Consider the following 13,019-nt stretch of genomic DNA (forward strand, 5'->3'; position numbering starts at 1 on the left):
AGGAGAAGCATCATGCCCACCACCCGCCCTTCGCCCAGCGAACTGGACGCTATGGAAACCGCCAGCCGCGACGAGTTGTCCGCCCTGCAACTGCAGCGTCTGCAATGGTCGCTGCAACATGCTTACGACAACGTCGCTCCCTTCCGTGCCAAGTGCGCGCAAGCTGATGTTCACCCTTCTGAGCTGCGACGCCTGGAGGACCTCAGCCGCTTTCCGTTCACCAGCAAGGCGGATCTGCGCGACAACTATCCGTTCGGCCTGTTCGCGGTGCCGCGGGATCAGGTATCGCGCATTCACGCCAGCAGCGGCACCACCGGCCAGCCGACGGTGGTGGGCTATACCCGCAAGGACATCGACAGTTGGGCCACGGTGGTGGCGCGGTCCATCCGCGCCGCCGGCGGCCGGCGCGGCAGCATGGTACACATCGCTTACGGCTACGGCCTGTTCACCGGCGGCCTGGGCGCGCACTACGGCGCCGAGCGCCTGGGCTGCACCGTGGTGCCGATGTCCGGCGGTCAGACCGAGCGCCAGGTGCAACTGATCCAGGACTTCCGCCCGGACATCATCATGGTCACGCCGTCCTATATGTTGAACATCCTTGATGAAATGGAGCGCCGGGGCATGGAGTCCGCCGCCTGCTCGCTGCGGGTCGGCATCTTCGGCGCCGAGCCGTGGACCGGGCTGATGCGGCAGGAGATCGAACGCCGCGCCGGCATCGACGCGGTGGATATTTACGGCCTGTCCGAGGTGATGGGGCCGGGCGTGGCCAGCGAATGCGTGGAAAGCAAGGACGGCCCGGTGATCTGGGAAGATTTCTTCTACCCGGAAATCATCGATCCGTTCAGCGGCGAGGTGCTGCCGGATGGCGAGGAAGGCGAGCTGGTGCTGACCTCGCTGACCAAGGAAGCGATGCCGGTGATCCGCTACCGCACCCGCGACCTGACCCGGCTGCTGCCGCCCAGCAGCCGCTCGATGCGGCGCATCGGCAAGATCGTCGGCCGCTCCGACGATATGCTGATCATCCGCGGCGTCAATGTGTTCCCCACCCAGATCGAGGAAGTGATTCTGCGGCAGCCGGGGTTGGCGCCGCATTTCTACCTGGAAGTCGACAAGGACGGCCACCTGGACTGCCTGTCGGTCTTCGTCGAACGCGAGCTCAGCGGGCCGGCGCGCGACGACGCCAGGCAACTGGCGGAGCGGCAGCTGCAGCACAGCATCAAGAGCCATGTCGGCGTGACCACCACGGTGCGGGTGGTGGAGCCGATGACGATAGAACGTTCGGTGGGCAAGGCGCGGCGAGTGGTGGACAAGCGGCCGCGCGGCTAGGCGGCGGCTGGTGGGAATTACTAACGCTTGTATTTTAATTGAACGAACGGTAAATTAATTAATAAACCGTTTCCGCGCCCCAGACGCCGGGTCCGGCGGCGCTCACCAAGGAGGATACGCGATGTACACCCAAGCCCTGGATCAGCCGGACATCGCCGCGGCGGCGACCGAACCGTCGCAGCGCCTGCAGGCTTTCGACGCCAAGCTGCAGGCGGACGACAAGATAGAAGCGCGCGACTGGATGCCGGACGCCTACCGCAAGACCTTGCTGCGGCAGATCTCCCAGCATGCGCATTCCGAAGTGGTGGGCATGTTGCCGGAAGGCAACTGGATCGGCCGCGCGCCCACGCTCAAGCGCAAGGCCATCCTGCTGGCCAAGGTGCAGGACGAGGGCGGGCACGGCCTGTATCTGTACGCGGCGGCGGAAACCCTGGGCCGCCCGCGCGACGAGATGGTGACGGCCCTGCTGTCCGGCCGCGCCAAGTACTCCAGCATCTTCAACTACCCAACCTTGTCCTGGGCCGACATCGGCACCATAGGCTGGCTGGTGGACGGCGCGGCGATCATGAACCAGATCCCGCTGTGCCGCTGCTCCTACGGCCCGTACGCCCGCGCCATGGTGCGCATCTGCAAGGAGGAGAGCTTCCACCAGCGTCAGGGCTACGACCTGCTGCTGACGATGATGGGCGGCAGCGCGGCGCAGCGGGCCATGGCGCAGGAGTCGGTGAACCGCTGGTGGTGGCCGGTGCTGATGATGTTCGGCCCACCGGATCGGGACTCGGTGCACAGCGCCAGCAGCATGCAATGGGGCATCAAGCGCATCTCCAACGACGATCTGCGGCAGAAATTCGTCGACGCCATTGTGCCGCAGGCCGAGGTGCTGGGCATCGCGCTGCCGGACCCGGAACTGGCCTGGAACGCGGAACGCGGGCATTACGACTTCGGCGAGCCGGACTGGGAGGAGTTCAAGCGAGTGTTGGCCGGCGACGGCCCCTGCAACCGCGAACGCATGGCCGCGCGCGTCCGCGCGCATGAAGAGGGGGCCTGGGTGCGCGCCGCCGCCCGCGCCCACGCCGACAAACAGATGGCGCGCGCCGCCGCCTGATCAGGAGCCACCATGCCCGAGTCCCCCAACGCCTGGCCGCGTTTCGAGGTCTTCGTCCTCGGCCGCAACGCCTTGCAATACAAGCATTCCAGCAGCCTGCACGCCGCCGATGCGCGCCATGCGCTGCTGCTGGCCAGAGACATCTATTTTCGCCGTCAGGAAGGCGTCAGCCTGTGGGTGGCGCCCAGCGCCAGCCTAGAGGAAAACGGCGAGCCGCCGTCCTCGGCGCAGGCTGCGGAAGCGCAACAGTACGAAGTGTTCCTGCAGCTCAAGCCGGGCCTAGACCATTTGCACGTCGCCAGCCTGCTGGCCGCGTCGGCGCGCCAGGTTCTGGAACAGGCGGAGCGGGCCTTCGGCGCGTTTCCGCCCGGCGCGGTGTGGGCGCTGCCCAGCGCGGCGTTGAGCTGCAGCGCGCCGGATGAACGGGAAATGCTGTTCGAGCCGATGGCCGGCAAGACTTATCGCTTGCCCACCTTCTTCCAGTTGCCGGAAGCCGTGAACCATATGTGAGGAGTGTGCGATGTCTGTGCTTGTGCAAATGCAGCCGCCGGCAACGGCGGACCTGATCGAATACGCGCTGCGGCTGGGCGACAACACCTTGTTGCTGGGCCAGCGCCTGGGCGAATGCTGCGGCCACGCGCCGGAGCTGGAGGACGATATCGCGTTGAGCAATATCGCGCTGGATCTGATAGGCCAGACGCGGCTGCTGCTGAGCCTGGCCGGCGAATGGGAAGGACGGGGCCGGGACGAGGACGCGCTGGCCTATCTGCGCGACGCGCCGGAGTTCCGCAATCTGACCTTGCTGGAGTTGCCCAACGGCGACTTCGGCCAGACCGTGCTGCGCATCGCCCTGTTCAGCGCCTACCAGGTGGCCTTGTGGCGGGCGCTGCGCGACGGCGCCGAGCCGCGCCTGGCGGCGATCGCCGGCAAGGCGCTGGCGGAAAGCCGCTACCACCTGCGCTACGCGGCGGAATGGGTGGTGCGGCTGGGCGACGGCACCGACGAATCGCGGCGGCGCATGCAGCAGGCGCTGGTTCATTGGTGGCCGTATCTGGCCGAGATGTTCGACGACGACGCGCTGGAGCGGCGTCTGGACGGCGTCGCGCCGCAGGCTGCTGCTCTACGGACGGAGTGGGAAGCGCTGATGCTGCCGGTGCTGGCGGAAGCCACGCTGCGGCCGCCGGCGGCCACGGCGTACCGGTCCGGCGGCAAGCGCGGCGAGCACAGCGAAGCCTTGGGCCATGTGTTGGCGGAGATGCAGTTCCTGCAGCGCGCCTACCCCGGGGGACGCTGGTGATGGGCGCCGCGGGTCTGAGCGTGGCGCAAGCCTGGCGGGTGCTGGCCGAGGTGCCGGACCCCGAGGTGCCGGCGGTGTCGCTGTGCGATCTGGGCATTGTGCGCAAGGTGGCGCGGGTGGGGGAGGACCTAGAGATCACGCTGACCCCGACCTATTCCGGCTGTCCGGCCACCGAGGCCATCGCCGCCTCGGTGCGGCAGGCGCTGGGCCGGGCCGGCGAAGCGCGGGTGGTGTTGCGCACCCAGCTGAGCCCGGCCTGGAGCAGCGACTGGATCAGCGCCGACGGCCGCGACAAGCTGCGCCGCTACGGCATCGCGCCGCCGGCGTGCGCGAGCGCGGCCGAGGACGGCTGGCAGCCCTTGCGTTTCCAATCGACGGCTCCAGCCTGCCCGCAATGCGGCTCCGGCCGCAGCCGGCGGCTGAGCCAGTTCGGCTCCACCGCCTGCAAGGCGCTCTACCGCTGCGAGGCGTGCCTGGAGCCATTCGAGTATTTCAAGCCGATCTGAGTCCATAGAGAGGACCGGATAAGGAGACCGGAATGAGACTAGCTTTCCATCGCCTGCGCGTCGTCGAACGCCGCCAGGAAACCGACGACGCCATTTCGCTGACGCTGGAGCCGCCGGCGGAGTTCAAGGATAACTTCCGCTTCACCCAGGGCCAGCATCTGGTGTTCCGCGAGCATATCGACGGCGTGGAGCAGCGGCGCACTTATTCGCTGTGCTGCGGCGCGGACGAGGATATTTTGCGGGTGGCAGTGAAGCGGGTGGACGGCGGCGTGTTCTCCAGCCATGTCCACCAGCATTGGCAGCTTGGGCACGAGGTGGAGGCGATGCCGCCGGAGGGGCGTTTCTTCACGCCGCTGGCGGCGGAGCAGCGCAAGCATTATCTGGGCATCGCCTCCGGCAGCGGCATCACCCCGCTGCTGTCCATGCTGAAGACCACCTTGCGGCGCGAACCGCACAGCCGTTTCACCCTGTTGTACGGCAACCGGCGGCGCGGCGGCATTCTGTTCGCCGACGAGCTGGCGGCGCTGAAGTCGCGCTATCCGGCGCGGCTGGCGGTGTATCACTTCCTTAGCCGCGAAGCGCAGCAGCCGGAGTTGTTTCACGGTCGTCTCGACGGCGAGCGGCTGCAACGGGCCTTGACCGCGCTGCTGCCGGACGGCGCGGTGGACGAAGCCTTCGTCTGCGGACCCAACGACATGATAGACCAGGCCTGCGCCTGTCTGGAGCAGACCGGCCTGGCGGCCGGGCACATCCATTACGAACGTTTCGGCGTGCCGCGGCGCGGCGAAGCCAAGCCGGCGGCGGTCGAGGACAGCCCGGCGGCCAGCGTCACCGTCATCATCGACGGCCAGCAGCGGCAGCTGGAACTGGGCGTCGGCGAGCGCATCCTGGAAGCGGCCACCGCGGCCGGGGTCGACCTACCTTACTCTTGCCAAGGTGGGGTATGCTGCACCTGCCGGGCCAAAGTGCTGTCCGGCCGGGTTTCCATGGACAAGAACTTCGCCCTGGAGCCGGCCGAGGTGGAACAAGGCTTCGTGCTCGCCTGTCAGGCGCGTCCACGGACCCAGCAAGTGGTGCTCAGTTTTGATGAGCGTTGACGGTTGCTTGTCTAGAACCGCTGGCCAAACCCGGTTTGACCGGGTTTTGCCTGGCGGCTCGTAGTCATCGGGGAGGTTCGCTGGTACCGCGTCTGGTCTTTTCATTCAACCGATATGCGGATATGGCCAGAACTAAATCTCCCAATTACGAGGCGCAGCAACAAAACATACTGGAGAACGCTGCCCGCCTGTTTGCCGAGCAGAGTTTTCCCAGTGCTTCGATAGCCCAACTGGCTGAGTTGTGCGGCATGTCCAAGCCGCTGCTGTACCACTACTATCGCGACAAATCGCACCTGCTGTTCGACATCGCCGACACCTATGTGGACCGCCTGGTCGGCATCGTCGACGAGGCGGCGCGGCAAGGCCTGCCGGCGGACGCGCATCTGCGGCTGCTGATCGAGCGCTTCATGGAGGAGTACGCGTCCTCGCGCCATTACCACATGGTGTTGGTGCAGGACGTCAAATTCCTGGGCGAGGCGGACCGGCTGAAGGTGAAGGCCAAGCAGGCCGGCGTGGTGGCGGCCTTCGCCGAACTGATCGCCCGCTTGCGGCCGGAGTTGCCGGCGACGGAGGTCAAACCGGTGACGATGACCTTGTTCGGCATGATGAACTGGACCTTCACCTGGTTCCGCGCGGACGGCGCGGTGGACCGGCAGGGCATGGCGCGGATAGTCAGCCAGTTGTTTCTTCACGGCGTGTACGGGTGTGGAGAGGGAACTGACCATGAGCGAGCATCTGAGGGAGGGCCGCGCTGAGCGGGTCTGCCACCTGGAAATTCACCGGCCGGCGCAACACAATGCGCTGAGCCCCGAGTTGATGCGGGAGCTGGAGTCCGCGCTGGACGCGGCGGACAGCGATCCCGACATCAGCGTCATTTTGCTGTCCGGCACCGAGCAGGCCTTCGCCGCCGGCGCCGACATCGGCCGCATGGCCGAATGGGATTATCAGCAAGTCTTCCTCGACGACTACGTGAGCCGGCACTGGGAGCGCGCGCGCAGCGTGCGCAAGCCGCTGATCGCCGCGGTGCGCGGCCTGGCGATAGGCGGCGGCTGCGAGCTGGCGATGATGTGCGACGTGATCATCGCCGGCGAGTCCGCCCGCTTCGGCCAGCCGGAAGTCAAGCTGGGCACGCTACCCGGCATGGGCGGAACCCAGCGGCTGCCGCGCGCCATCGGCAAGGCCAAGGCAATGGAATGGTGCTTGAGCGGCCAGCTCTACAGCGCCGTCGAAGCCGAACGCGCCGGCCTGGTGTCGCGGGTAGTGGCGGACGCCGAGGTGCTGGCGACGGCGCAGGCGCTGGCCGCGCGGATGGCCGGCTACTCGCTGCCGGCGCTGATGCTGATCAAGGAGTCCTTGAACCGCGCCTTCGAATCCAGCCTGGCCGAAGGCCTGCTGTTCGAACGGCGCGCCTTTCACGCCAGTTTCTCCCTGGCCGACCGCAAGGAGGGCATGCAGGCCTTTCTCGACAAGCGGCCGCCGCAGTTCCAACACCGTTGATCCAGGAGGTTTCCCATGCCCCATGCCTATCTTTGCGATGGCATCCGCACCCCGTTTGGCCGTTACGGCGGCGCGCTTTCCGGCGTGCGCGCCGACGATCTGGCGGCATTGCCGCTCGCCGCGCTGATGCGGCGCCATCCGCAGCTGGACTGGTCCTGCCTGGACGAGGTGATCCTGGGCTGCGCCAATCAGGCCGGCGAGGACAATCGCAACGTGGCTCGGATGGCGGCGCTGCTGGCCGGCCTGCCGCAGTCCACGCCGGCGCTCACCGTCAACCGCCTGTGCGCGTCCGGCCTGGACGCGGTGGGCCTCGCCGCGCGGGCGATCGCCGCCGGCGAAGCCGAACTGGCGCTGGCCGGCGGGGTGGAGAGCATGTCGCGCGCGCCTTTCGTCATGGGCAAGGCCGACAGCCCGTTCGCGCGCAGCGCGCGCATCGAGGACAGCACCATAGGCTGGCGCTTCGTCAACCCGGCTTTCCAAAGCCAGTTCGGCATTGATTCGATGCCGGAAACCGCGGAAAACGTCGCGCGTCAGTTCGATATTTCCCGCGCCGATCAGGACGCCTTCGCGCTGCGCAGCCAGCAGCGCTACGCCGCGGCGCGCGAGCGCGGTTTCTTCGACGCGGAAATCCTGGCGCTGGAGCTGCCGCAACGCAAGGGCGAGCCGCTGCGGGTGAGCCAGGACGAACATCCGCGGCCGGCCACCACGCTGGCGGAGCTGGCGCGGCTCAAGGGCGTGGTGGCGGACGGATCGGTCACCGCCGGCAACGCCTCCGGCGTCAACGACGGCGCGGCGGCGCTGCTGCTGGCCAGCGGCGCCGGGCTCAAGCGCCACGGCCTGCGGCCGCGGGCGCGGATTCTGGGCATGTGCTCGGTGGGACTGGAGCCGCGCATCATGGGCATGGGGCCGGCGCCGGCGGCGGAAAAGCTGTTGCGGCGGCTGGGCCTGAGCGTGGCGGATCTGGACGTGATCGAGCTGAACGAGGCTTTCGCATCGCAATCGCTGGCGGTGTTGCGTCAGCTGGGATTGGACGACGACGACGCCCGGGTCAATCCCAACGGCGGCGCGATCGCGCTGGGCCATCCGCTGGGCGCGTCCGGGGCCCGGCTGGCCTTGACCGCGCTGCGCCAGCTGGAGGCCAGCGGCGACCGGCTGGCGCTGTGCGCGATGTGCGTCGGCGTCGGCCAGGGCGTGGCCTTGGTGCTGGAGCGGGTGGAGGAGGCGTGATGGACGAACTGGTCTTGCTGGATTACCCGTCCGCCGGCGTGGCGCGGCTGCGCTTGAACCGGCCGCAGGCGCGCAACGCCTTGAACATGGCGTTGCGGCGGGAGCTGGCGCGGCGTTTCCAGGCGCTGAGCGCCGAGGCCGAGGTGAGGGCGGTTCTGCTGTGCGGCGACCGCCGCGCCTTCGCCGCCGGCGCGGATCTGGCCGAGCTGGCCGATTGCGGCAGCATTGAGCTGATGCAGCGCCAAGTGCACAAGCTGTGGCAGGCGATTGCCGACTGTCCCAAGCCGGTGATCGCCGCGGTGGCCGGCTACGCCTTGGGCGGCGGTTGCGAACTGGCGATGCACGCCGACATCATCGTCGCCGCCGAGTCGGCGCAGTTTGGCCAGCCGGAAGTCAAGGTGGGGGTGATGCCGGGCGCCGGCGGCACCCAGCGCCTGCTGCGGGCGGTGGGCAAGTTCCGCGCGATGAAGCTGCTGCTGAGCGGCGAGCCCGTCGGCGCGGCGGAGGCGCTGGCGATGGGTCTGGTCTGCGAGGTGGTGGCGGACGAGGCGTTGGAGGCGCGGGCATTGGAGTTGGCGGCGTGGATCGCCGCGTTGCCGCCGCTGGCGGTGGCGCAGATCAAGGAGGTGGTGCTGGCCGGCGCCGACGCGCCGCTGGCGACGGCGCTGATGCTGGAGCGCAAGGCGTATCAGCTCTTGTTCGCGTCGCGGGATCAGAAGGAGGGGATGCGGGCTTTCCTGGACAAGCGCGCGGCGGTGTTCCGGGGGGAATAGAAAAACCGGGCGGCGATGTCGTCGCCGCCCGGTCCGCTCAGGCTATTTTCAATGCGCGCCGCTGTCGCCGCCGGAGGCGGTGAACGGCGGCTTGGCGAACCACACCAGGCCGATCAGCAGCACGAACAAGACGCCGGACAGCCAGAAGATCTCGTTGGCCGCCATGATGTAGCCCTGCTTGGTGATCTGCAGCGAGGTCAGCGCCGCCTGCTGCCCGGAGGACAGGCCGGCCATGTCCAGCAGCCGGAACCAGGCGTTGGAGGCCTGATCGTAGAGGCTGACGTGCTCGGTCAGGCGCGCGTGGTGCATCGCCTCGCGGCGGTCCCACATCGTGGTGGTGATCGAGGTGCCGATGCTGCCGGCCAGAATCCGCAGGAAGTTGGACAGGCTGGACGCGCTGGCGATCTGGCTCGGGTGCAGACCGGACAGGGTGATGGTGGTCAGCGGCATGAAGAAGCAGGCCACGCCTATGCCCTGCACCACCTGCGGCCACACCACGTAGGCGAAGTCCATCTGCGGGTTGAAGGTGCTGCGCCAGAAGAAGCAGATCGCGTACACGCTGAAGCTCACCGTCACCACCCAGCGCATATCCAGCCGCTGCGCGTACTTGCCGATGATGGGCGACAGCACCACCGGGATCAGCCCGATAGGCGCGGCGGCCAGGCCGGCCCAGGTGGCGGTGTAGCCCATCTGGGTCTGCAGCATCAAGGGCAGCAGCACCACGGTGCCGAAGTAGAGCATGAAGCCCAGGCTGATGGCGACGGTGCCGACGGTGAAGTTGCGCTGCTTGAACAGGCTCAGGTCGACGATGGGGTGTTTCTCGCCCAGTTCCCAGATCACCAGATAGACCAGCGCCAGCACCGCGATCACCGCCAGGGTGATCACCTCGGTGGAGTTGAACCAGTCCAGCTCCTTGCCGCGGTCCAGCACCATTTGCAGCGAGCCTACGCCTATCACCAGCAAGGCGAGGCCGATGCGGTCGATAGGCAGATCGACGGTTTCGGTTTCGCGCGGCTTGAGGATGCGCCAGGAAATGAAGGCCGCCGCCAGACCCACCGGCACGTTGATGAAGAAGATCCAGCCCCAGTGCCAGTTGTCGCTGATCACGCCGCCCAGAATCGGGCCGAACACCGGCGCGACGATCACCGTCATCGCCCATAGCGCCAGCGCCATGCCTTTCTTCTCCGGCGGGTAGCAGGACAACAGCAGGCTCTGCGACAGCGGAATCATCGGGCCGGCCACCGCGCCTTGCAGCACGCGGAAGAAAATCAGCATTTCCAGGCTGCTGGACATGCCGCACAGCCAGGAGGTGAGCACGAACAGCAGGGTGGAGGCGGTAAAAAGCTTCACCTCGCCCAGGCGCTTGGCCAGCCAGCCGGTCAGCGGCACCGCGATGGCGTTGGCCACCCCGAAGGAGGTGATCACCCAGGTGCCCTGGCTGGTCGCCGCGCCCAGGTTGCCCGAGATGGTGGGCAGCGCCACGTTGGCGATGGTGGTGTCCAGCACTTGCATGAACACCGACATCGACAGCGCCAGCGTGATCCAGACCAGCTTGGAGCCGGTCAGTGGTGGATGATTCATGGTCCGGCCCCCTTATTCGGCCTTGCCTTCACCCGCGTTGGCCGCCAGCAGCGTCCGCACCAGTTCGTCGGCCTGTTTCAGGTCCGGCAGCTGGCCGGAGACGTCCTGATGGGCGACGAAGGGCTGGGCCTCGGCCACCGCCTTGCCGTCGGTGCCGGAGGTGTCCACCACCGCGTCCATCGACAGGCCGACGCGCAGCGGATGCGATTGCAGGTCTTTCGGATCCAGCTGGATGCGCACCGGCACGCGTTGCACCACCTTGATCCAGTTGCCGGTGGCGTTCTGCGCCGGCAGCAGCGAGAAGGCGCTGCCGGTGCCGGCGGACAGGCCCACCACCTTGCCGTGATAGACGATCTTGCCGCCGTAGAGGTCGGACTTCAGCTCCACCGGCTGGCCGATGCGGATCTTGGCCAGCTGGCCTTCCTTGAAGTTGGCGTCCACCCACAGGTTTTGCAGCGGGATCACCGACATTAGCGGGGTGCCGGCGGCCAGGCGTTGGCCAACCTGCACATTGCGGCGGGCGACGGCGCCGTCCAGCGGCGCCTTGATCTCGGTGCGCTGCAGCGCGAGCCAGGCTTCCTTCAGCCGGCTGGCGGCGGCCTTGACCGCCGGCTGCTGCGCCAGAGCGTCCTTGCCCAGCAGCGCGGCGCTGGCTTTCTGCTGTTCGCGCGCGGCATCCAGCGCGGCCTTGGCGGCGGCGACGGCGTCGTTGGCGTGGCTCAGTTCTTCCGCCGACAGCGCGTCGGTGCCGGCCAGCTGCTTGCGGCGTTTCAGGTCGGAGTCGGTGCGGGCCAGCTCGGTTTCGCGCAAGGTGACCTGGGCCGCCAGCTGCTGGGTGTTGTTCATCAGCTGACGAGTCTGGCGCACCACTTGGGCGAATTCATTGCGGGCGCGGTCGAAGTTCAGCTGCGCGTCGTTCTTGTCCAGGCTGACCAGCAGTTGGCCGGCCTTGACGTGCTGGGTGTCGTCCACCAGCACCTTGGCGACGGTACCGCCCACTTCCGGGGTGACTTGCACCAGATGGCCGCTGACGTAAGCGTCGTCGGTGCTTTCCTGGTGGCTGAGCACCAGCGCCCAGTAGGCGCCGTAGCCGATGGCGATGGCGGCGAACAGGGTGGTGGCGACGATCAGATTGCGTTTGCGGCCTTGCGCGGTTTTGGTTTTCTTGTCCATGGATGCGTTCTCAGTGGGTGGCGGGCGCAGCGTTGAAGCCGCCGCCCAATGCGGTGTTCAGGGAAACCCAGGCCAGCTTGCGGCCGGCTTCGGCGTCGATGCGCGCGGATTGTTGCGCCAGCGCGCTGTCCTGGGCGTCCAGCAGATTCAGCTTGTTGATGATGCCGGCCTTGAAGCGGGCGGCGGCGGAATCGGCGGCGCGCAGGCTGCTGTCCTGCGCCTGACGCGCCTGCTCCAGCTGCTTGCCGCTTTGCTGCCAGCCGCTGACGGCGTCGGCGGCGTCGCGCATCGCGTCCAGCACGGTCTGGTTGTAGCTGTGCACGGCCAGGTCGTAGCCGGCTTGCTGCTTGCCCAGATTGGCCTGGATGGCGCCGGAGTGGAAGATCGGCAGGCTGATCGCCGGCATGAAGCCCCAGAAAGTGGAGTTGCCGTTCATCAGCTTGTTCAGCTCCAGCGAAGTCTGGCCGGCGAAGGCGGTCAGCTTGATATTGGGATAGAACTCGGCGCGCGCGGCCTTGACCGCGCCGGCCATCGCTTCCACTCGCGCGCGCTGGGCGGCGATGTCCGGGCGTTTGCCCAGCAGGTCCGCGTGCAGGCTGTCCGCGTCCAGCGTCGGCGTCGGCGCGCTCTTGGCGGCTTGCAGCGCGTTCAGCGCGTCCGGCCCCTGGCCGGTCAGCGCCGCCAGCGCGTGGCGGGCGCGGTCGCTGTCCTGGGCCAGCGCGCTTTGCTGCTGGCGCAGGCGGTGCAGCGAGACTTCGTTGCCGCGCTGGTTGTCGCCCGGCAACAGGCCGGCGTTGATGCGGGCCTGGGTCAGCGTCTGCCGGCTTTCCGCCAGCTGGATGCGCTTGGCCAGCAGCGCGCTTTGCGCCTGCAGCCGCTGCAACTGGGTGTATTGGGCGATGACGGCCTGGGTCAGGGTCAAGCGCGTCTGCGCGCCTTCAAAAGCGATGGCTTGCTGCTGGCCGACGGCTTCGTCGATCTGGCCGCGGTGCTTGCCCCAGAAGTCGAATTCCCAGCTGCCCATCAGCATCGCGGTGTAGGCGTTGACGTAGTCGCGCGAGATCGGCGCCGGAAACTCGTAATTCAACTGCGTCATATTGGCGCTGAAATCGAGTTTGGGGCCGCTATTGCCTTCGACGATGCCGACGGCTGCGCGAGCCTGGCGCAGCCGGGCCTCGGCCAGCTTCAAGGACGGCGCTTCTTGCAAGGCGCGCGCCACCAACTGGTTCAGCGTCGCGTCGTTCAGCTGTGTCCACCAGTCGCTGGCGATCTGCCCGTTCTGGCCGTCGGCCAGCCGCAGTTGCTCGGCATTGAGCTGCGCTGCCGGCGCGCTGTCAGGGCCGAAGCTGGCGCAGCCGCCCAACAGGGCGCTGAGCAGCAGGGCGCTGACGCCGTGCTGCCATTGAGTCTTTTTCACCTTGTGGGACTCCCCGTGTT

General features: G+C 67.6%; 13 protein-coding genes. 10 read left to right on the plus strand and 3 right to left on the minus strand.

The features are described 5' to 3' along the window. Window positions 1–12: 12 nt before the first annotated feature. The 10 genes from paaK to VK98_RS06120 all read left to right on the plus strand — a co-directional run bounded on the left by paaK (window position 13) and on the right by VK98_RS06120 (window position 8,828). Complete coding sequence (paaK, locus tag VK98_RS06070) at window positions 13–1,326, plus strand: phenylacetate--CoA ligase PaaK (protein ID WP_048413155.1); 1,314 nt, start codon at window positions 13–15, stop codon at window positions 1,324–1,326. Window positions 1,327–1,447: 121 nt separating this feature from the next. Continuing rightward, the gene (gene paaA / locus VK98_RS06075) at window positions 1,448–2,431 is read left to right on the plus strand and encodes a 1,2-phenylacetyl-CoA epoxidase subunit PaaA (protein WP_048413156.1); all 984 of its coding nucleotides are present in this window, start codon (window positions 1,448–1,450) and stop codon (window positions 2,429–2,431) included. A gap of 12 nt (window positions 2,432–2,443) precedes the next feature. Then, window positions 2,444–2,941, plus strand: a complete 498-nt coding sequence (locus VK98_RS23230) for a 1,2-phenylacetyl-CoA epoxidase subunit B (protein ID WP_082158782.1) — start codon at window positions 2,444–2,446, stop codon at window positions 2,939–2,941. 10 nt (window positions 2,942–2,951) lie between these two features. Further along, a complete protein-coding gene (gene paaC / locus VK98_RS06090; RefSeq protein WP_048413157.1) occupies window positions 2,952–3,728 on the plus strand; it encodes a 1,2-phenylacetyl-CoA epoxidase subunit PaaC in 777 nt (258 codons plus the stop codon). Then, complete coding sequence (gene paaD / locus VK98_RS06095; protein ID WP_048413158.1) at window positions 3,728–4,234, plus strand: 1,2-phenylacetyl-CoA epoxidase subunit PaaD; 507 nt, start codon at window positions 3,728–3,730, stop codon at window positions 4,232–4,234. Before paaC ends, paaD begins: the two co-directional genes overlap by 1 nt. Before the next feature lie 32 nt (window positions 4,235–4,266). Beyond that, on the plus strand, window positions 4,267–5,331 hold the full coding sequence (locus VK98_RS06100; protein WP_048413159.1) for a 2Fe-2S iron-sulfur cluster-binding protein: 1,065 nt from the start codon (window positions 4,267–4,269) through the stop codon (window positions 5,329–5,331). A 122-nt stretch (window positions 5,332–5,453) separates the two neighbouring features. After that, window positions 5,454–6,086 carry a TetR/AcrR family transcriptional regulator gene (locus tag VK98_RS06105; protein WP_048413160.1) on the plus strand — a complete coding sequence of 211 codons (633 nt, stop codon included), beginning with the start codon at window positions 5,454–5,456 and terminating at the stop codon, window positions 6,084–6,086. Further along, a complete protein-coding gene (locus VK98_RS06110; RefSeq protein WP_048413161.1) occupies window positions 6,055–6,828 on the plus strand; it encodes an enoyl-CoA hydratase-related protein in 774 nt (257 codons plus the stop codon). Before VK98_RS06105 ends, VK98_RS06110 begins: the two co-directional genes overlap by 32 nt. Before the next feature lie 15 nt (window positions 6,829–6,843). After that, on the plus strand, window positions 6,844–8,055 hold the full coding sequence (pcaF, locus tag VK98_RS06115) for a 3-oxoadipyl-CoA thiolase (protein WP_048413162.1): 1,212 nt from the start codon (window positions 6,844–6,846) through the stop codon (window positions 8,053–8,055). Then, window positions 8,055–8,828, plus strand: a complete 774-nt coding sequence (locus tag VK98_RS06120; RefSeq protein WP_048413163.1) for an enoyl-CoA hydratase-related protein — start codon at window positions 8,055–8,057, stop codon at window positions 8,826–8,828. The genes pcaF and VK98_RS06120 overlap by 1 nt, the downstream gene beginning before the upstream one ends. A gap of 48 nt (window positions 8,829–8,876) precedes the next feature. Here the strand turns inward: VK98_RS06120 and VK98_RS06125 are convergent, their stop codons facing one another. The 3 genes from VK98_RS06125 to VK98_RS06135 are packed head-to-tail and all read right to left on the minus strand — an operon-like array spanning window position 8,877 to window position 12,999. Further along, window positions 8,877–10,409: a DHA2 family efflux MFS transporter permease subunit gene (locus VK98_RS06125; RefSeq protein WP_048413164.1), complete on the minus strand. Its 1,533-nt coding sequence runs from the start codon at window positions 10,407–10,409 to the stop codon at window positions 8,877–8,879. A 12-nt stretch (window positions 10,410–10,421) separates the two neighbouring features. Next, window positions 10,422–11,582, minus strand: coding sequence for an EmrA/EmrK family multidrug efflux transporter periplasmic adaptor subunit (locus VK98_RS06130; RefSeq protein ID WP_048413165.1), 1,161 nt, complete (start codon window positions 11,580–11,582; stop codon window positions 10,422–10,424). Window positions 11,583–11,592: 10 nt separating this feature from the next. Beyond that, the gene (locus tag VK98_RS06135) at window positions 11,593–12,999 is read right to left on the minus strand and encodes an efflux transporter outer membrane subunit (RefSeq protein WP_048413166.1); all 1,407 of its coding nucleotides are present in this window, start codon (window positions 12,997–12,999) and stop codon (window positions 11,593–11,595) included. Window positions 13,000–13,019 lie beyond the last annotated feature (20 nt).

Source organism: Chromobacterium sp. LK11, from assembly GCF_001043705.1.
Classification (GTDB): Bacteria; Pseudomonadota; Gammaproteobacteria; order Burkholderiales; family Chromobacteriaceae; genus Chromobacterium; species Chromobacterium alkanivorans.